Raw genomic sequence first — 17907 nt, forward strand, 5'->3', positions numbered from 1 at the left:
CTTCCGGAGATCTTCCCTGCCCTTCTGTGAAGAGGAGATGAGTGTGGTAAACGCCGCACTGCCGATGGGTAGGCACCCCACTACGCTACGGATGAGTAGCCCATCCCCCTTCTGAGCACGTCACTCTTTGCAGGGAGCCGCATCCCGATGGCCGAGCCGGTACAGCCGCCGCAGATCGACATCCACACCACCGCTGGCAAGCTCGCGGACCTGCAGCGCCGCGTCGAGGCGGCGACGCACGCCGGATCGGAACGGGCTGTCGAGAAGCAGCACGCCAAGGGAAAGTTGACGGCCCGTGAGCGGATCGAACTGCTCCTCGACGAGGACTCGTTCGTGGAACTCGACGAGTTCGCCACGCACCGCTCGACCAACTTCGGGCTGGAGAACAACCGCCCGTACGGAGACGGTGTGGTGACCGGTTACGGCACCGTGGACGGCCGTCCGATCGCCGTGTTCTCCCAGGACTTCACCGTGTTCGGCGGTGCGCTGGGCGAGGTCTACGGCCAGAAGATCGTCAAGGTCATGGACTTCGCGCTGAAGACCGGCTGTCCGGTCATCGGCATCAACGACTCGGGCGGCGCCCGTATCCAGGAGGGCGTGGCGTCCCTGGGCGCGTACGGCGAGATCTTCCGCCGCAACACCCACGCCTCCGGTGTCATCCCGCAGATCTCGCTCGTCGTGGGGCCGTGCGCCGGTGGCGCCGTGTACTCGCCGGCCATCACCGACTTCACGGTCATGGTCGACCAGACCTCGCACATGTTCATCACCGGCCCGGACGTCATCAAGACGGTCACCGGCGAGGACGTCGGCTTCGAGGAGCTGGGCGGTGCGCGCACCCACAACTCCGCCTCGGGCGTGGCCCATCACATGGCCGGCGACGAGAAGGACGCCATCGAGTACGTCAAGCAGCTGCTGTCGTACCTGCCGTCCAACAACCTCAGCGAGCCCCCGCTGTTCCCTGAGGAGGCGGACCTCACCGTCACGGACGAGGACCGCGAACTGGACGTCCTGATCCCGGACAGCGCGAACCAGCCGTACGACATGCACACGGTGATCGAACACGTCCTGGACGACGCCGAGTTCTTCGAGACGCAGTCCCTGTTCGCGCCCAACATCCTCACCGGGTTCGGCCGGGTGGAAGGGCGTCCGGTCGGGATCGTCGCCAACCAGCCGATGCAGTTCGCGGGTTGCCTCGACATCGACGCGTCGGAGAAGGCGGCCCGCTTCGTCCGCACCTGCGACGCCTTCAACGTCCCGGTGATCACCTTCGTGGACGTCCCCGGCTTCCTGCCGGGCGTCGACCAGGAGCACACGGGCATCATCCGTCGCGGCGCCAAGCTGATCTACGCGTACGCCGAGGCGACCGTCCCCCTCATCACGGTCATCACCCGCAAGGCCTTCGGCGGCGCCTACGACGTCATGGGCTCCAAGCACCTGGGTGCCGACCTCAACCTCGCCTGGCCGACCGCCCAGATCGCCGTGATGGGCGCCCAGGGCGCGGTCAACATCCTGCACCGCCGCACGATCGCCGAGGCGGAGGCGAACGGCGAGGATCTCGACGTGGTCCGCGCCCGGCTGATCCGGGAGTACGAGGACCACCTCCTCAACCCCTACATCGCGGCCGAACGCGGCTACGTCGACGCGGTGATCCTGCCGTCCGACACCCGCCGCCATGTCGTACGAGGGCTGCGCCAGCTCCGTACGAAGCGCGAGTCCCTGCCCCCGAAGAAGCACGGCAACATCCCGCTTTAAGGAGCCGGCGTCATGACGATCAAGGTCGTACGGGGCAACCCGACCCCCGAGGAGCTCGCCGCCGCCCTGGCGGTGGTCCGAGCCCGCGCCGTGGCGGCGTCCTCCATACCGCCCGGCGCACCCGGCACCACGGACGCGTGGGCGGACCCGTCCCGCATCGCCGCCCACCACCTGCCCCACCCGAGCCCGACATCCTGGAGCCGCACCTACTGGCCGGGCTGAGCGGAACCGTTCGGGCAAGTTGAGTACGCGTACTCAGGCGCCCCCGACCCGCCAAGCCGCACGCTAGTGGAATGCTGTGGTCCGACCCCAAGAACGAGCCGCCGAAGGAACTGCGCGACGCGCAGCAGATGCTTCGGCGGCTCGGGTTTCTCATGGCGCTGGCCATGCTGCTCGCGATGATCGTGCTCGGCGTGCGGTAGGCCCGCAGGCCGCCGATACCCTGGCCGCATGACCGATCAGCCGCGCCGCCGTCTCGTGCTCGCCTCCCAGTCCCCCGCCCGGCTCAATCTGCTCAGGCAGGCCGGACTCGACCCCGAGGTGATAGTCAGCGGGTTCGACGAGGACGCCGTGACCGCGCCGACCCCGGCCGAACTGGCCCTCGCCCTCGCCGAGGCCAAGGCCTCCGTGGTGGCCGCGCAGCCCGGGGTGCGGGGCGCGCTGGTGATCGGCTGCGACTCCGTCCTCGACCTGGACGGCCAGGCGTACGGCAAGCCCGCCGACGCCGAGGAGGCCACCGCCCGCTGGAAGTCGATGCGCGGCCGGGAGGGCACGCTCCAGACCGGGCACTGCGTCTACGACACGGCCGCGGGGCGCCATGTCTCGGCCACCGCGTCCACCGTGGTCCGCTTCGGCGAGCCGACGGACGAGGAGATCGCCGCGTACGTCGCCTCGGGCGAGCCGCTCCACGTCGCCGGGGCGTTCACCCTCGACGGCCGTTCGGCACCGTTCATCGACGGCATCGACGGCGGCCACGGCAACGTCATCGGCATCAGCCTGCCGCTCGTACGCAAGCTGCTCGCCGAACTGGGCGTCGGCATCACGGAGTTGTGGACGCCCCGGGAGAAGTAGCAGTCGAAGCGGAAGCAGCGGTCAGGGGGTGCTGGGGGTCGGCGGGGGTGTCAGGGGCGAGCCGGCGTTGTCCGCGGCCGGGGAGCCGCCGCCCGTGCCGTCCGTGCCGTCATGGGGAGCCTTGGCCGCGGTGCCGTTCTGCCTGTCGTACGTCATCAGCAGGAGCACCACGAGCGTCAGCACCGCGACCATGGTCAGGAACGCCGGCACACCCACCAGCCCCCAGGCGAAGGCCCCCAGCAGCGCGTGCACCACGGCGACGCTGATCAGCAGGATGCGGCCGAGGCCGGCCGGGGAGCGGTCGCGCAGGGCGACGAGCAGGGCCACCACGCCGCACAGCGCGAAGTAGGCGCCGAAGACCAGGCCGCCGATCTTCGAGGACACGGACATCATGTCCGGGTCGAGGCCGGCGAGGGACATCTTCTGGCGGTCGACGACTATCCCGAGCAACCAGTTCAGCGCAGCGATGCCGAACGCCTCCACGAAGAGGACGACCGCCACGATCCATGCCACCGGTCTGCGGACCACCGGCCCCCACCCACTTTCGACTGCCGCACGAGCGCCGCCCGAGCAAGTCTGCTGTTACCACTAGTACGTTCGGTACATCTTGAACGCTACTCACGGGTATACGCGTGGACAAGGGTTCGGGGAAGGTTCATCGGTGGGCAAAGAATCACTGGGCCGTTCGTAGGGACCCCACAAAGAAACCGAGTGGGCCGCAGCACGCTCTCACAGAGACCTTGACCACATCAGGGGACTAGGGTTTCCGGATGGAGTCCTGCGTACATAGGTGCGACAAGGGATTTCGCGGGTCGAGCTAGCCTCGCATCACGCTCCGTGTGGGCAAGCTCACCAGTGAGGACGGGTCGATGCATCGTGTCGGCAGTCCCTAAACTCGGCTTGTTTCAAGGAGGGAGCCTCAATCGTGCGCAAGGTGCTCATCGCCAACCGTGGCGAAATCGCTGTCCGCGTTGCCCGGGCCTGCCGGGATGCCGGGATCGCGAGCGTGGCCGTATACGCCGACCCGGACCGGGACGCTCTGCATGTCCGCGCCGCGGATGAGGCGTTCGCCCTGGGCGGTGACACCCCGGCCACCAGTTATCTGGACATGGCCAAGGTGCTGCAGGCCGCCAAGGATTCAGGAGCGGACGCGATCCACCCCGGATACGGCTTCCTCTCCGAGAACGCCGACTTCGCCCAGGCCGTCATCGACGCCGGGCTGACCTGGATCGGCCCGCCCCCGCAGGCCATCCGCGACCTCGGCGACAAGGTCGCCGCCCGCCACATCGCCCAGCGCGCCGGCGCGCCGCTGGTGGCCGGCACGCCCGACCCGGTCTCCGGTTCGGACGAGGTCGTCGCCTTCGCCCGGGAGCACGGCCTGCCCATCGCGATCAAGGCCGCCTTCGGCGGTGGCGGACGCGGTCTGAAGGTCGCCCGCACCCTCGAAGAAGTCCCGGAGCTGTACGACTCCGCCGTCCGCGAGGCCGTCGCCGCGTTCGGGCGGGGCGAGTGCTTCGTCGAGCGCTACCTCGACAAGCCCCGCCACGTGGAGACACAGTGCCTGGCCGACTCCCACGGCAACGTGGTCGTCGTCTCGACCCGTGACTGCTCGCTCCAGCGCCGCCACCAGAAGCTCGTGGAGGAGGCGCCCGCCCCGTTCCTGTCCGAGGCGCAGGTGGCGGAGCTGTACTCCTCCTCCAAGGCGATCCTGAAGGAAGCCGGCTACGTCGGCGCCGGGACCGTCGAGTTCCTCGTCGGCACGGACGGCACGATCTCCTTCCTGGAGGTCAACACCCGCCTCCAGGTGGAGCACCCGGTCACCGAGGAGGTCGCCGGCATCGACCTCGTCCGCGAGATGTTCCGCATCGCCGACGGCGAGGAGCTCGGCTACGGCGACCCGGAACTGCGCGGCCACTCCTTCGAGTTCCGCATCAACGGCGAGGACCCCGGCCGCGGCTTCCTGCCCGCCCCCGGCACCGTCACCACCTTCGCCCCGCCCTCCGGGCCCGGTGTCCGCCTGGACGCCGGCGTCGAGTCCGGGTCGGTCATCGGCCCGGCCTGGGACTCACTGCTCGCCAAGCTGATCGTCACCGGCGCCACCCGTGAACAGGCCCTCCAGCGCGCCGCCCGCGCCCTGGAGGAGTTCCAGGTGGAGGGCATGGCCACCGCCATCCCCTTCCACCGCAAGGTGGTCACCGACCCCGCTTTCGCCCCCGAACTCACCGGCGGCCAGGACCCCTTCACGGTCCACACCCGCTGGATCGAGACCGAGTTCGTCAACGACATCCCGGCCTTCTCCGCGCCCGCCGATGTCGAGGCGGACGAGGAAGCGGGCCGCGAGACCGTGGTCGTCGAGGTCGGCGGCAAGCGCCTGGAGGTCTCCCTCCCCATCTCGCTGGGCATGTCCCTGGCCCGCACCGGCCTCGCGGCGGGCGCCAAGCCGAAGCGCCGCGCGGCCAAGAAGTCGGGCCCGGTGGCCTCCGGTGACACCCTCGCCTCCCCGATGCAGGGCACCATCGTCAAGGTGGCCGTCGAGGAGGGCCAGGAGGTCAAGGAAGGCGACCTGGTCGTCGTCCTGGAAGCGATGAAGATGGAACAGCCCCTCAACGCGCACAAGGCCGGCACCATCAAGGGCCTCGCCGCCGAGGTCGGCGCCTCCCTCACCTCGGGCGCACCGATCTGCGAGATCAAGGACTGACAGACCGTACGACATTGAGAAGGGCGCCCGGTGCACTGAGCGATCAGTGCACCGGGCGCTTCCGTTCCTGACGTACGGTGCGCGCAGCGCCCGTACGTCAGGGGCGCGGGGCTGTATCGATTTGCGGCTCCGCCGCGTGGGCGCGACAAGCCCCCACCGGACCCGCACCCGGCAACCACCCACCGCACCCCACGGCGACGGGCCGATGGCATGCTGAACCCACGGAACAAGTACAGGAAGGGCAGGTGAACCATGGCCCAGCCGCCGGCAGGCCTACGTGCCGACGCCCGCCGCAACTACGAGCGGCTGCTCGCCGAGGCGCGTTCCGCCTTCGCCGAGCATGGGACGGACGCCTCCCTGGAGGACGTCGCACGGCGCGCGGGCGTCGGCATCGGCACCCTCTACCGCCACTTCCCCAACCGGCCCGCCCTGCTGAGCGCTGTCTTCGAGGACGCGGTCAGCGACCTGCTGGCCCGCTCCCGCGAACTGCTGACCGCCCCGGAGCCGTGCGCCGCGCTGGTGACCTGGCTGCGCGAGATCGTCACGCACGCCGGCGAGTACCGCGGCCTGGCACGGGCGCTCATGTCGGTGTCGCACGACACCGACTCGGCCCTGGCCAGGTGCAGCAACCCGATGCGGGAGGCGGGCGCGGCCCTGCTCACCCGCGCCCAGCAGGCCGGCACCCTCCGCACCGACGTGGCCATCGGCGACCTGCTCCAGCTCACCAACGCCATCGCGCTGGCGGCGGAGGAGACCCCGGACGACCCGGACCTGGCCGACCGCCTCCTGACCCTGACACTGCGGGGCCTGAAGGCCGTACCCCGCTGACCCGCTTCGTACGGCCCGGTACGCATGCCCCCGTACGCATGCCCCGGGTCCGTACGACAGTCAGCGGCGGCGGAGGTCCGCCACCCGGGCCCGTTCCCGCTCGCGCTCACCGGGTCCGCCGGGCTGCTCGCCCAGCATCGTGCCGCGCAGCGGATGGCCCGCCGCGCCGCCGGGCAGCTGTCCCCGGCGAGGGTTCGGAAGCGGCACGTCCCGGCGCTGTTGGCGCGCCGGAGCGTGATCACCGCCCTGCGCCCCGTTTCCCGAGGAACCGTTTCCCGAGCCCGACGATCCGGCCACGGCGATCTGCACTCCCTGGTCGGCCAGGGCCTGGAGTTCCGTACCGGCGCGGTCGTCGTGGACGGGCGGTTCGTCGGTGACGAGGCGGGTGATCACATCCGTGGGCACGGTCTGGAACATGGTGTCCGAACCGAGCTTGGTGTGATCGGCGAGCACGACGACCTCGGCGGCGGCCTGCACCAGCGCGCGGTCGACGGACGCCGACAGCATGTTGGAGGTGGACAGCCCGCGTTCGGCGGTGAGCCCGCTTCCGGAGAGGAAGGCCTTGGACACCCGCAGCCCGTGCAGGGACTGCTCGGCGCCACTGCCGACCAGGGCGTAGTTGGAACCGCGCAGAGTGCCGCCGGTCATCACGACCTCCACTCTGTTCGCGTGGGCCAACGCCTGGGCCACCAACAGGGAGTTGGTGACGACGGTCAGCCCGGGAACCCGCGCGAGCCGGCGTGCCAGCTCCTGCGTGGTGGTCCCCGCCCCGACCACGATGGCTTCGCCCTCTTCGACGAAGCTCGCGGCGAGGTCGGCGATGGCCGTCTTCTCGGCGGTCGCGAGATGAGATTTCTGCGGAAAGCCGGACTCCCGCGTGAACCCGCCCGGCAATACCGCACCGCCATGCCGGCGGTCGAGGAGTCCTTCTGCCTCCAGTGCGCGCACGTCCCGCCGTACGGTCACTTCGGAGGTCTGGACGACGCGGGCGAGCTCACGGAGCGACACGGCTCCATTGGCACGCACCATTTCGAGGATCAATTGACGACGTTCTGCAGCGAACACGAAACTGACAGTAACCCCAACGACCGTCTGCTTTCAGCAGTATGCGCCGAATAACAGAAGTTGTTCGCATGGAGGTACGGGAAGTGGTATACGCGCCTATCTCGGCCGCTTATGCCGTGCGAATGGACCACAACTCCCCATGACCAGCGGGAAGTCGCTCTCCCCTCCGCCTCCCGGCCGTCAGGCCTCGCCCGTCGCCTTGCGCGTGTGAAGCTGCCGGGCGACCTCGGCGATCGATCCCGAAAGGGACGGATAGACGGTGAACGCGTTCGCGATCTGCTCGACCGTCAGATTGTTGTCGACGGCGATCGAGATCGGATGGATGAGTTCGGAGGCGCGCGGCGACACGACACACCCGCCCACGACAATCCCGGTGCCCGGTCGGCAGAACAGCTTGACGAAGCCGTCCCGGATGCCGAGCATCTTCGCGCGCGGATTGCGCAGCAACGGCAGTTTGACGACCACGGCCTCGATCTTGCCGCCGTCGACGTCGGCCTGGGTGTAGCCGACGGTGGCGATCTCGGGGTCGGTGAAGACGTTGGAGGAGACGGTCTTCAGGTTCAGGGGGGCCACCGCGTCGCCGAGGAAGTGGTACATGGCGATACGGCCCTGCATCGCGGCGACGGACGCGAGGGCGAAGACGCCGGTCACGTCACCGGCGGCGTACACGCCCGGGGCGGTCGTCCTCGACACCTTGTCGGTCCAGATGTGCCCGGAGTCGCGGAGCCTGACCCCGGCCTCCTCCAGCCCCATTCCGGCACTGTTGGGAATCGCGCCGACGGCCATCAGACAGTGCGAGCCGGTGATGACCCGCCCGTCGGAGAGGGTGACCTCGACCCGGTCGCCGACGCGCTTGGCGGACTCGGCGCGGGAGCGGGCCATGACGTTCATACCGCGGCGCCGGAAGACCTCTTCGAGGACGGCTGCGGCGTCGGGGTCCTCACCCGGCAGCACACGGTCGCGCGACGACACGAGGGTCACCTTGGACCCGAGGGCCTGATATGCGCCCGCGAACTCGGCACCGGTGACACCGGAACCGACCACGATGAGCTCCTCGGGCAGCTCGGTGAGGTCGTAGACCTGGGTCCAGTTGAGGATGCGCTCACCGTCGGGCTGCGCGTCGGCCAGCTCACGCGGGTGTCCGCCGGTGGCGATCAGCACGGCGTCGGCGACGAGCGTCTCCTCGCTCCCGTCCACGGCCCGTACGACGACCTTCCGGGAGCCGTCGACGCCCTGCAGACCGTCGAGCCGCCCGCGGCCGCGCAGGACGCGCGCGCCGGCCCGGGTGACGGAGGCGGTGATGTCGTGCGACTGGGCGAGGGCGAGGCGCTTCACCCGTCGGTTGACCTTGTCGAGGTCGACACCGACGACACGAGCGGCCTGCTGCTCCGGTGGGGTGTCGTCGGCGACGATGATCCCCAGCTCCTCGTACGACGAGTCGAAGGTGGTCATCACCTCGGCCGTGGCGATAAGGGTCTTCGACGGTACGCAGTCGGTCAGCACCGACGCCCCGCCCAGACCGTCGCAGTCGACGACGGTCACCTCCGCGCCGAGCTGCGCTGCCACCAGCGCCGCTTCGTAGCCGCCGGGTCCGCCACCGATGATCACGATCCGAGTCACGTACTCCATTGTCCCGTACGCCCCGGCGTGCCGACGCCCCGGGGCCACCGTACGGGTCCGGGCCGGGTACGAGGCGGACTGTGGACGGGTACAAGGAGGGAGTGGCCGACGGGTGCGTGGCCGGGCACAGGCGGACGCTTGTGCGGGGGCGGAAGAGGCGTGTGCTGTCGGAGTGACGGCCGTGCCCGCTGCCGTACTCTCGATCCATGTCGCTCTACGCCGCCTACGCCGGCAATCTCGACGCGCGGCTCATGACGCGTCGCGCACCTCACTCGCCGCTGCGTGCCACCGGCTGGCTGACCGGCTGGCGGCTGACCTTCGCCGGCGAGCACATGGGCTGGGAGGGCGCCCTCCCGACGATCGTCGAGGCCCCCCGCTCGCAGGTCTTCGTCGCCCTGTACGAGATCGCCCCGCTCGACGAGGACTCGCTGGACCGGTGGGAGGGCGTGGGCCTCGACATCTACCGCCGGATGCGGCTGCGCGTCGACACGCTGGAGGGCGAGGAACCGGCGTGGGTGTACGTCCTCAACGGGTACGAGGGCGGGTTGCCGTCGGCCCGGAACCTGGGCGAGATCGCCGACGCCGCGGAGTCGGCGGGGGCTCCGCACGACTATGTGATGGAACTGAGAAAACGTCCCTGTTGAGTCCTCCCCGGACTCCCTCCGCCCTTTGGTTGGAAACGACAAGACAACGATCACCATCCCGTAACCTCCGTCATCTACGCGCGTAGGCTCGAACCGGATACCCTCATGCGCGTGAACGCATCTCTTCTTCCGGACGACATCCAGGGCGACCCCTACTCCGCCGCCGACGACGCCGCCGCGCGCCTGCGGGAGCTCACGGGCGCCGACACCCACGACGTCGCCCTCGTGATGGGCTCCGGCTGGGCACCGGCCGTGGACGCCCTGGGCGCCCCCGAGGCCGAGCTCCAGGTGACCGAGCTGCCGGGGTTCCCGCCGCCGGCAGTCGAGGGCCACGGCGGCAAGATCCGCTCGTACCGGATCGGGGACAAGCGCGCGCTGGTCTTCCTGGGCCGCACGCACTACTACGAGGGCCGGGGCGTCGCGTCCGTGGCGCACGGTGTCCGTACCGCCGTGGCCGCCGGCTGCAAGACCATCGTCCTGACCAACGGCTGCGGCGGCCTGCGCGCCGACATGCGCCCCGGCCAGCCGGTCCTGATCAGCGACCACATCAACCTCACGGCGACGTCCCCGATCGTCGGTGCGAACTTCGTCGACCTGACGGACCTGTACTCGCCGCGACTGCGCGCCCTGTGCAAGGAGATCGACCCCAGCCTTGAGGAAGGCGTGTACGCCCAGTTCACGGGCCCGCACTACGAGACGCCGGCGGAGATCCGGATGGCGCGGGCGATCGGCGCGGACCTCGTCGGGATGTCGACGGTGCTGGAGGCGATCGCGGCGCGTGAGGCCGGCGCCGAGATCCTGGGCATCTCCCTGGTGACGAACCTCGCGGCGGGGATGACGGGGGAGCCTCTGAACCATGAGGAGGTCCTCCAGGCGGGCCGCGACAGCGCGACGCAAATGGGCTCGCTGCTGGCGCAGGTGCTGGACCGCTTGTAGCGGGTACGGGACGGGGCCTCCCTTTCCCACCCGGCCGCCCGCACCGTTCCTTCAGCCTGGCCGCACCCCTCAAACGCCGGCCGGCGTCTCCAGCCCGTCCGGCGTTCGAGGACAAGCGCCTCGGGCCCAGCCGCACTTTCCACCCACCCGCCCCCACCGTTCCTTCAGCTCACCCGCCCCCGCTGCTCCTTTCCTTCAGCCCGGGCGAGCACCCCTCAGACACCGACCGGCACCCCCAGAACACGGCCACCACCCCCAAGCCCCGCCCCGCACCCCCACCACCAGCCACCACCCCAAGCCCCGCCCCACACCCCCACCACCAGCCACCACCCCAAGCCCCGCCCCACACCCCCACCACCAGCGCCCACACCCCAGCCCAGGCGCCCCCAGCCCGGGCCAGGCGCCCCCCAGCCCGGGGCCACACCCCACGCACCGGCCCGCACCCTCAGCCCGTCCGGCGTTTGAGGACAAGCGCGTTCAGCGCGACGGGGGGTCTGGGGGCGCAGCCCCCAGGTACAGGATGGGACGGGTAGGGGCGGCGGGGGCGAGAACAATGGACCCGCACCCGACCACGCACCGCACCGCACCACATCGCCCCGCCCCGCCCCGCACCACCACAACGAGAGGCACCCGACGTGCACGACGACGAACTCATCGCCCGGGCCAAGGCGTGGCTGGCCGAGGACCCCGACGCCGAAACCCGTGAGGAACTCGCCAAGCTCATCGACGCCCAGGACCTCCCCGAACTCACCACCCGCTTCACCGGCACCCTCCAGTTCGGCACCGCAGGCCTCCGCGGCGAACTCGGCGCCGGCCCCATGCGAATGAACCGCTCCGTCGTCATCCGCGCCGCCGCCGGCCTCGCCGCGTACCTCAAGGCCAAGGGCCAGACCGACGGCCTCGTCGTCATCGGCTACGACGCCCGCCACAAGTCGGCGGACTTCGCCCAGGACACCGCCGCCGTGATGACCGGCGCCGGTCTCAAGGCAGCCGTTCTCCCCCGCCCCCTCCCCACCCCCGTACTGGCGTTCGCCATAAGGCATCTCGGCGCCGTCGCGGGCGTGGAGGTCACCGCCAGCCACAACCCGCCCCGCGACAACGGCTACAAGGTGTACCTGGGCGACGGTTCACAGATCGTCCCGCCCGCCGACGCCGAGATCGCCGCCGAGATCGACGCCGTACACGCGCTGAGCGACGTACCGCGCCCGGAAGCCGGCTGGGAAACCCTCGACGACACCGTCCTGAACGCCTACCTGGCCCGTACGGACGCCGTCCTCGCCCCCGACTCCCCCCGTACCGCCCGCACGGTCTACACCCCGATGCACGGCGTCGGCCGGGAGACCCTTCTCGCCGCCTTCGCCCGGGCCGGCTTCCCCGCCCCCGAGCTGGTCGCCGAACAGGCCGACCCCGACCCGGAGTTCCCGACCGTCGCCTTCCCCAACCCGGAAGAGCCCGGCGCGATGGACCTCGCCTTCGCGAAGGCCCGCGAGACGAACCCGGACCTGATCATCGCGAACGACCCGGACGCGGACCGCTGCGCGGCAGCCGTACCTGTGCCGGGAGCGGATGGCTGGCGCATGCTGCGAGGCGACGAAGTAGGAGCCCTCCTCGCCACCCACCTCGTCCGCCGCGGAGCGCGCGGCACCTTCGCCGAGTCGATCGTCTCGTCCTCCCTCCTCGGCCGGATCGCCGAGAAGGCGGGGCTGCCGTACGAGGAGACCCTCACCGGCTTCAAGTGGATCGCCCGGGTCGAGGGCCTTCGCTACGGCTACGAGGAGGCCCTCGGCTACTGCGTGGACCCCGAGGGCGTACGCGACAAGGACGGCATCACGGCCGCGCTGCTCATCACGGAACTCGCCTCCGAGCTGAAGGCCGAGGGCCGTACGCTCCTCGACCTGCTCGACGACATCGCGGTCGAACACGGTCTGCACGCCACGGACCAGCTCTCGGTCCGCGTCGAGGACCTGTCGGTCATCGCGAACGCCATGAGCCGTCTGCGCGAGCAGCCCCCGACCCACCTCGCGGGCCTGCCGATCACGAAGGCCGAGGACCTCACCAAGGGCACGGAGACGCTCCCGCCCACGGACGGCCTGCGTTACACGCTCGACGGGGCCCGTGTCATCGTCCGTCCCAGCGGTACGGAGCCCAAGCTGAAGTGCTACCTGGAGGTCGTCCTCCCGGTGCCCACGCACGCGGACCTCGCGGCGGCCCGGACGAAGGCGACGGACCTGCTGGAGACGATCAAGCGGGACCTCTCCGCGGCGGCAGGCATCTGAGCTGCTGGCCAGCCAACCAACCGGCCAGCCAACCACGAAAACCCCTCGCACTCGATGGGGTCCCCCGACCGGGGGCACCCCATCGAGTGATTTGCGCACGCCAGCTGACGCACGACCGCCGCACGCTCCCCCATTCCCACCGCCCTCCGGGGAACGGTGACCCGGTACCGCCCCGTCGCCACGTACCTGGAGCCGCCCCGTGTCCTCGACGGTCACCCGGCCGAAGCCCACCCCGGCCACCGCGACCAGCACAGTCGCCGCCCCACCCGCGCGCCTCTCCCGCTCGGTCCTCCAGTCCCTCCGCCGCGCGATCCCCGCCCTCCTCGCCTACACGGCGGTACGCGCCACCGGCCTGCTCCTCCTCACCCTCTGGGCGCACCACAAGCACCACGGCGTCTGGCCGATCCTGGCCACCCGGTGGGACGCCGACTGGTACCTGGGCATCGCCGACCACGGCTACCCGCACACCCTGGGCTCCGTCCAGGACTCGGGCAGCCTTGCCTTCTTCCCGCTCTACCCGGCCCTCGTCAAGGCGCTCGCCGTCCTCACCCCGGGCACCCGGGCCAGTACGGGCCTGGCGTTCGCCGTCGTCGCGTCGCTCGTCGCCGCGTGGGGCGTCTTCGCCGTCGGGGAGCGCCTGTACGACCGCCGGACGGGCATCGTCCTGGCCGCGCTGTGGGCCGCGTTCCCGGTGGGCTCGGTCCAGTGGATGGGGTACACGGAGTCCCTGTTCACTGCGCTGGCGGCCTGGTCGCTGTACGCGGTGCTCACGGGCCGCTGGCTGTGGGCGGCCTCGCTCGCGGTCCTCGCCGGACTGACCCGCCCCACCGGTGTCGCCGTGGCCGCCGCCGTATCGCTCACGGCACTCCTCGCCCTCCGCCGCCACCGCTCCCCCCGTGTCCTCGCGGCCGCCGTCCTCGCCCCGCTCGGCTGGCTCGGGTACGTCGGGTGGGTGGGCCTGCGGCTGGGCCGCTGGGACGGCTACTTCGCCGTACAGCGCCTGTGGCGCCAGGACATGGACGGGGGCGCGCTGACCCTGCGCAGGATGCGGGAGCTGCTGATGTACGACTCGACACCCGAGCTGTTCCTGGTGATGGTGACCGCGGTCCTGCTGGGGGCGGCCGGCCTCTTCGTCCTGTCGGTCTGGGACCGCCAGCCCCTCCCGCTGCTGGTCTTCACGGGCGTCCTGCTGGCGATCGTCCTGGGCAGCGGCGGCGTCTACTACCCGCGCGCCCGCTTCCTCGTCCCGGCCTTCCCTCTCCTGCTGCCCCTGGCGGTCCATCTCGCCCGTGCGTCCCGCCGCTTCCGTACGATCGCCCTGGCGACGGCGGTGGCGCTGTCGGCGTACTGCGGCGCGTACATGGTCCTGGTCTGGCCGAGCGCACCCTAGGGCTCCTAGGGGCCGGCCTGGCAGATCGCACCCTCACCGGCTCAGCGCGTCGCCACCAACGCCACCACCCACACGCACGCGAGCACCGCGGCCATAGGCCAGACCGGCCGACCCCGTTCCGCCGCGCCGCTCTCGCCGGTCGGCCGCAGTCCGGCGTCGAGGCGCATGGCGGTCAGTTCGGCGGCCAGGGCGTCGTACGGGTGGGTGAGCCCCCGGCGGCGCTGGAGCCAGGCCCAGCGGGGCGCGGAGACCGCCCAGTCGCCGTCCTGCCAGTCGATCTTCAGCTCCAGGGACCGGCAGCGTACGAAACGGAGGTCGTCCCAGGGCACATGGCGGGGTCCGCGCAGCCCGGTGACCCAGACACCGGACCGGTCGGCCGTGACGCGCCAGGCGAGCTTCATGGGGACGCGGACCGCCCCGTACAGCCCGAGCAGGGGGATGAGCGCCAGCTTCCACATCGACATGCCGGGCTCGTCGAACCAGCCCCAGACCAGCCACAGGCCCCACTGCACGAGAAACGCGGTGGCCAGCCAGTCCAGCCACCCCGCCCGCCACCGCCGCACCTTGCCGTCGGCCGCCTGCTGCCCGGCCAACTCCCGGCCCTGCAGCTCCAGTTGGAGGCTGTCCGCCGCGTGTTCGCGGTGCTTGGCAACCCGTCGACGCCCCGCGTCCGGCGACAGCGGCCGGACCGGCCCCGCCGACCACTCCGTCAGCGGCGGCTGCTCGGGATCCTCGTCTGCGCTGACGACGAGAACCTCGGCGCCGTCGAAGGGAGCACCGTAGAGAACGGCTTCCCGGACCGGCCCGAGGGTGTCGTCGTCGAGACCGAGGAGCATCCGCCGAATCTCGTCGTCGCCGTCCGACTCATCCCCGTCCCCGTCCCCCGCGTCATCGTCAACGTCAACGCCGTCGTCGTCATCATCGTCGTCGTCCTCGTCGAAGGAGGTGAGGTCGACGGTGAACAGGGGCCGCTCGGTGGTGAGATCGTCGGCGGCGTACACCTCCGTAGTGCCCTGTGCGTCGTCCCGTACGAGCACGCGCAGCACCGGCACCGGAGTCGCGCGCAGCGCGCCCGCCCGCTGCCGGCCGAGCCATGCCGAGGCCAGCGCGGTCGCCCCCAGGCCGGCCAGGAAGACGGTGACGACCCAGGCACCCTCCTGGTCCTCGGCCGAGCCCCAGAATCCGGCGGTGCTCCCGGTCAACAGGCCGAGCCCGAGCACGACGAACCCCAGCACGAACAGCAGCTGCCCACGCCGTACGGGAACGTCTGCGCCCGGCACCGGTACGGCGACGCCCCCGGCGGCCTCCACGGCCCGCTCCAGCTGCTCGCTCCGCGCCCGCAGCCGTACGGCCACGACAGCCCACGAGCCCAGCACGACCACGACTCCGAAGGCGGTCAGCCCCCACGACTTCGAGGAGGCCTCCGCGGCGAGGGCGAGCAACAGCAGGGGCGCGCCGACCCACACGAGCTCGGGCCGGGCGAGCACCCACAGCACGTACACCGCGAACCCGGCCGCGACGAACGGCCACAGGCCGCCGGCCATCGCCACCAGGGCGCCCACGCACAGCACAAGGGTGGCCAGACCGGCCGCGACCGACCGGCGCACCCGCAGAAAGGTCCAGCGCGGCGGCAGCGCGGCCGACCAGCCCGCCGCACGGGCGGTGGTCCAGTCCTGGCAGCCGTCGGGTATGGAGGCGGAGGGCAGCCGCAGCGACTCGTCGGGGAAGGCCACGCGGCTCAGCCGACCGCGAGCAGAATCGCCAGCAGAACCGCACCCGCGACGGCGGGCGCCATGATCTCGTACGCCCATTTCACGGTCACCTCGCCCTGTGAGGTGGCCGCCTTCTGCCGGGCCTCCCACAGTTGGCTCAGGTCGTCCATGATCTGGTCGTTCTGGGCCCGGGTCGGACCGGGCGGAATCAGGGACGGCCGTCCGCCACCTCCGTCGGCCTCGCGGGCGGCACGCGTCTCGGCCCGGTTGGCGCGCTTGCGCGCGCGCAGCGAGACGGGGACGGCCCAGAGCTGGTACTTGGCACCGGACTCGACGACGACCTCGTTCGAGAAGCCCGACCGGAACCCGGCGACGGCCCCCCAGGGCACCACGACGACCCGGAACGGGTTGCGCACGCGCAGCCGGTGGTCGTTCCCGAACACGGCGGGCCGCAGCGTGAAGGCGACGACCAGGGGTACGGCGAAGAGCAGCGTGGCGAGTGCCAGCCAAGGCGTCCGCCCGTGGCCGACGATCAGCGCGTCACCGCCGAGCCAGCCGGCGAGCCCGAGCAGCAGCACTCCGGCCACGAGGGAGGAGGGTGCCCGATAGATCCGGTCGGGAGACTCGGGCTGCGTAGGGCCCTGCGCGGGCGACGGGTGGTCCGGGGTCGTCATGCCCCCGATTCTGCCCGACACCTCGAACAACCCTTGCCGCCGGTGCCAGTACCCAGCCCGTCCGGCGTTTTGAGGACGCGGCCGTCCAGGCCGAAGGGGTCTGGGGCGAAGGGGTCTGGGGCGAAGGGGGTCTGGGGCGCAGCTCCAGCGGGGTCGAAGGGGCGGAACCCTGGGGATGGGACGGGTAGGGGCGGCGGGGGCGAGAAAACCCACACCCACCCCCAGCTATTTCTCCGGGGCTGTACAGCCGCTACGCGCGTAGATATGCTCGGCTTGTGACCATGCCCACCACTGCATCCACCGCACTCCCGCTCAAGGACGTGACCGCGTCCAACAGCACGCTGCGCCGCTTCCTTCACGGGCTGCCCGGCGTCGACGCGGTCGGCCTGGAGGCGCGCGCCGCCTCCCTCGGCACGCGTTCCATCAAGACGACCGCGAAGGCGTACGCCATCGACCTCGCCATCTCGATGGTCGACCTGACGACGCTGGAAGGCGCGGACACCCCGGGCAAGGTCCGGGCGCTCGGCGCCAAGGCGGTCCGCCCCGACCCGACCGACCGCACCGCGCCCGCCACAGCCGCGGTCTGCGTCTACCCCGACATGGTGGCCGTCGCGAAGGAGGCCGTCGCCGGCTCCGCCGTCAAGGTCGCCTCCGTCGCCACCGCCTTCCCCGCCGGCCGCGCCGCCCTCGGCGTGAAGCTGGCCGACGTGCGTGACGCCGTCGCCGCCGGTGCCGACGAGATCGACATGGTCATCGACCGCGGCGCCTTCCTCGCGGGCGACTACCTGAAGGTGTACGAGGAGATCGTCGCCGTGAAGGAGGCCTGCGGGGCGTCCGCCCGGCTCAAGGTCATCTTCGAGACCGGCGAGCTGTCGACGTACGACAACATCCGGCGCGCCTCCTGGCTCGGCATGATCGCCGGGGCCGACTTCATCAAGACGTCCACCGGCAAGGTCGCCGTGAACGCGACACCCGCGAACACCCTCCTGATGCTGGAGGCCGTACGCGACTTCCGCGCGCAGACCGGCATCCAGGTGGGCGTCAAGCCGGCCGGCGGGATCCGCACCACCAAGGACGCTGTGAAGTTCCTGGTCGTGGTCAACGAGACCGTGGGCGAGGACTGGCTCGACAACCACTGGTTCCGCTTCGGCGCGTCCTCGCTGCTGAACGACCTGCTGATGCAGCGTCAGAAGCTGGCCACCGGCCGCTACTCCGGCCCTGACTACGTGACGGTGGACTGA

General features: G+C 71.1%; 16 protein-coding genes. 11 read left to right on the plus strand and 5 right to left on the minus strand.

The window, feature by feature from the left end; all coding sequences use genetic code 11:
* The first annotated feature begins 147 nt into the window (after window positions 1-147).
* The 4 genes from OG734_RS15975 to OG734_RS15990 all read left to right on the plus strand — a co-directional run bounded on the left by OG734_RS15975 (window position 148) and on the right by OG734_RS15990 (window position 2823).
* A complete protein-coding gene (locus OG734_RS15975) occupies window positions 148-1752 on the plus strand; it encodes an acyl-CoA carboxylase subunit beta (protein WP_330288169.1) in 1605 nt (534 codons plus the stop codon).
* A 12-nt stretch (window positions 1753-1764) separates the two neighbouring features.
* Complete coding sequence (locus tag OG734_RS15980) at window positions 1765-1974, plus strand: acyl-CoA carboxylase epsilon subunit (RefSeq protein WP_330288170.1); 210 nt, start codon at window positions 1765-1767, stop codon at window positions 1972-1974.
* 71 nt (window positions 1975-2045) lie between these two features.
* On the plus strand, window positions 2046-2174 hold the full coding sequence (gene mmpB / locus OG734_RS15985; RefSeq protein ID WP_330288171.1) for a morphogenic membrane protein MmpB: 129 nt from the start codon (window positions 2046-2048) through the stop codon (window positions 2172-2174).
* A gap of 28 nt (window positions 2175-2202) precedes the next feature.
* Window positions 2203-2823, plus strand: coding sequence for a nucleoside triphosphate pyrophosphatase (locus OG734_RS15990; RefSeq protein ID WP_330288172.1), 621 nt, complete (start codon window positions 2203-2205; stop codon window positions 2821-2823).
* A gap of 21 nt (window positions 2824-2844) precedes the next feature.
* Here the strand turns inward: OG734_RS15990 and OG734_RS15995 are convergent, their stop codons facing one another.
* Complete coding sequence (locus tag OG734_RS15995; protein WP_330288173.1) at window positions 2845-3351, minus strand: hypothetical protein; 507 nt, start codon at window positions 3349-3351, stop codon at window positions 2845-2847.
* Window positions 3352-3748: 397 nt separating this feature from the next.
* Between OG734_RS15995 and OG734_RS16000 the strand changes: the two genes are divergently transcribed.
* Both OG734_RS16000 and OG734_RS16005 read left to right on the plus strand, forming a co-directional pair.
* Window positions 3749-5521 (plus strand): acetyl/propionyl/methylcrotonyl-CoA carboxylase subunit alpha, encoded by a 1773-nt coding sequence (locus tag OG734_RS16000; protein ID WP_330288174.1) that lies wholly within the window; start codon window positions 3749-3751, stop codon window positions 5519-5521.
* A 252-nt stretch (window positions 5522-5773) separates the two neighbouring features.
* A complete protein-coding gene (locus OG734_RS16005; protein WP_330288175.1) occupies window positions 5774-6349 on the plus strand; it encodes a TetR/AcrR family transcriptional regulator in 576 nt (191 codons plus the stop codon).
* Window positions 6350-6409: 60 nt separating this feature from the next.
* On the opposite strand, the gene OG734_RS16010 is transcribed toward OG734_RS16005, so the two are convergent.
* Together OG734_RS16010 and OG734_RS16015 are read right to left on the minus strand one after the other, a co-directional pair.
* Complete coding sequence (locus OG734_RS16010) at window positions 6410-7414, minus strand: DeoR/GlpR family DNA-binding transcription regulator (protein ID WP_330288176.1); 1005 nt, start codon at window positions 7412-7414, stop codon at window positions 6410-6412.
* A 180-nt stretch (window positions 7415-7594) separates the two neighbouring features.
* Entirely contained in the window at window positions 7595-9043 is a 1449-nt protein-coding gene (locus OG734_RS16015; protein WP_330288177.1) for an NAD(P)H-quinone dehydrogenase, read from the minus strand.
* 197 nt (window positions 9044-9240) lie between these two features.
* Between OG734_RS16015 and OG734_RS16020 the strand changes: the two genes are divergently transcribed.
* The 4 genes from OG734_RS16020 to OG734_RS16035 all read left to right on the plus strand — a co-directional run bounded on the left by OG734_RS16020 (window position 9241) and on the right by OG734_RS16035 (window position 14280).
* Window positions 9241-9678 (plus strand): gamma-glutamylcyclotransferase, encoded by a 438-nt coding sequence (locus OG734_RS16020; RefSeq protein ID WP_330288178.1) that lies wholly within the window; start codon window positions 9241-9243, stop codon window positions 9676-9678.
* Window positions 9679-9789: 111 nt separating this feature from the next.
* Window positions 9790-10614 carry a purine-nucleoside phosphorylase gene (locus OG734_RS16025; RefSeq protein ID WP_330288179.1) on the plus strand — a complete coding sequence of 275 codons (825 nt, stop codon included), beginning with the start codon at window positions 9790-9792 and terminating at the stop codon, window positions 10612-10614.
* Window positions 10615-11249: 635 nt separating this feature from the next.
* On the plus strand, window positions 11250-12890 hold the full coding sequence (locus tag OG734_RS16030; RefSeq protein ID WP_330288180.1) for a phospho-sugar mutase: 1641 nt from the start codon (window positions 11250-11252) through the stop codon (window positions 12888-12890).
* A 199-nt stretch (window positions 12891-13089) separates the two neighbouring features.
* The gene (locus OG734_RS16035) at window positions 13090-14280 is read left to right on the plus strand and encodes a hypothetical protein (RefSeq protein ID WP_330288181.1); all 1191 of its coding nucleotides are present in this window, start codon (window positions 13090-13092) and stop codon (window positions 14278-14280) included.
* A gap of 41 nt (window positions 14281-14321) precedes the next feature.
* Here the strand turns inward: OG734_RS16035 and OG734_RS16040 are convergent, their stop codons facing one another.
* Together OG734_RS16040 and OG734_RS16045 are read right to left on the minus strand one after the other, a co-directional pair.
* Window positions 14322-16013: a hypothetical protein gene (locus OG734_RS16040; RefSeq protein ID WP_330288182.1), complete on the minus strand. Its 1692-nt coding sequence runs from the start codon at window positions 16011-16013 to the stop codon at window positions 14322-14324.
* A 5-nt stretch (window positions 16014-16018) separates the two neighbouring features.
* On the minus strand, window positions 16019-16666 hold the full coding sequence (locus OG734_RS16045) for a PH domain-containing protein (RefSeq protein ID WP_330288183.1): 648 nt from the start codon (window positions 16664-16666) through the stop codon (window positions 16019-16021).
* 281 nt (window positions 16667-16947) lie between these two features.
* Between OG734_RS16045 and deoC the strand changes: the two genes are divergently transcribed.
* Window positions 16948-17907: a deoxyribose-phosphate aldolase gene (deoC, locus tag OG734_RS16050; RefSeq protein ID WP_330288184.1), complete on the plus strand. Its 960-nt coding sequence runs from the start codon at window positions 16948-16950 to the stop codon at window positions 17905-17907.

Origin of the sequence: Streptomyces sp. NBC_00576, assembly GCF_036345175.1 — a bacterium.
Lineage (GTDB): Bacteria > Actinomycetota > Actinomycetes > Streptomycetales > Streptomycetaceae > Streptomyces.

Bases quoted from the DNA above. Each gene is read 5' to 3' on its own strand.
- OG734_RS15975 (WP_330288169.1), top strand. From the start codon at position 148: ATGGCCGAGCCGGTACAGCCGCCGCAGATCGACATCCACACCACCGCT.
- OG734_RS15980 (WP_330288170.1), top strand. From the start codon at position 1,765: ATGACGATCAAGGTCGTACGGGGCAACCCGACCCCCGAGGAGCTCGCC.
- mmpB (WP_330288171.1), top strand. From the start codon at position 2,046: ATGCTGTGGTCCGACCCCAAGAACGAGCCGCCGAAGGAACTGCGCGAC.
- OG734_RS15990 (WP_330288172.1), top strand. From the start codon at position 2,203: ATGACCGATCAGCCGCGCCGCCGTCTCGTGCTCGCCTCCCAGTCCCCC.
- OG734_RS16005 (WP_330288175.1), top strand. From the start codon at position 5,774: ATGGCCCAGCCGCCGGCAGGCCTACGTGCCGACGCCCGCCGCAACTAC.
- OG734_RS16015 (WP_330288177.1), bottom strand. From the start codon at position 9,043: ATGGAGTACGTGACTCGGATCGTGATCATCGGTGGCGGACCCGGCGGC.
- OG734_RS16020 (WP_330288178.1), top strand. From the start codon at position 9,241: ATGTCGCTCTACGCCGCCTACGCCGGCAATCTCGACGCGCGGCTCATG.
- OG734_RS16045 (WP_330288183.1), bottom strand. From the start codon at position 16,666: ATGACGACCCCGGACCACCCGTCGCCCGCGCAGGGCCCTACGCAGCCC.
- deoC (WP_330288184.1), top strand. From the start codon at position 16,948: ATGCCCACCACTGCATCCACCGCACTCCCGCTCAAGGACGTGACCGCG.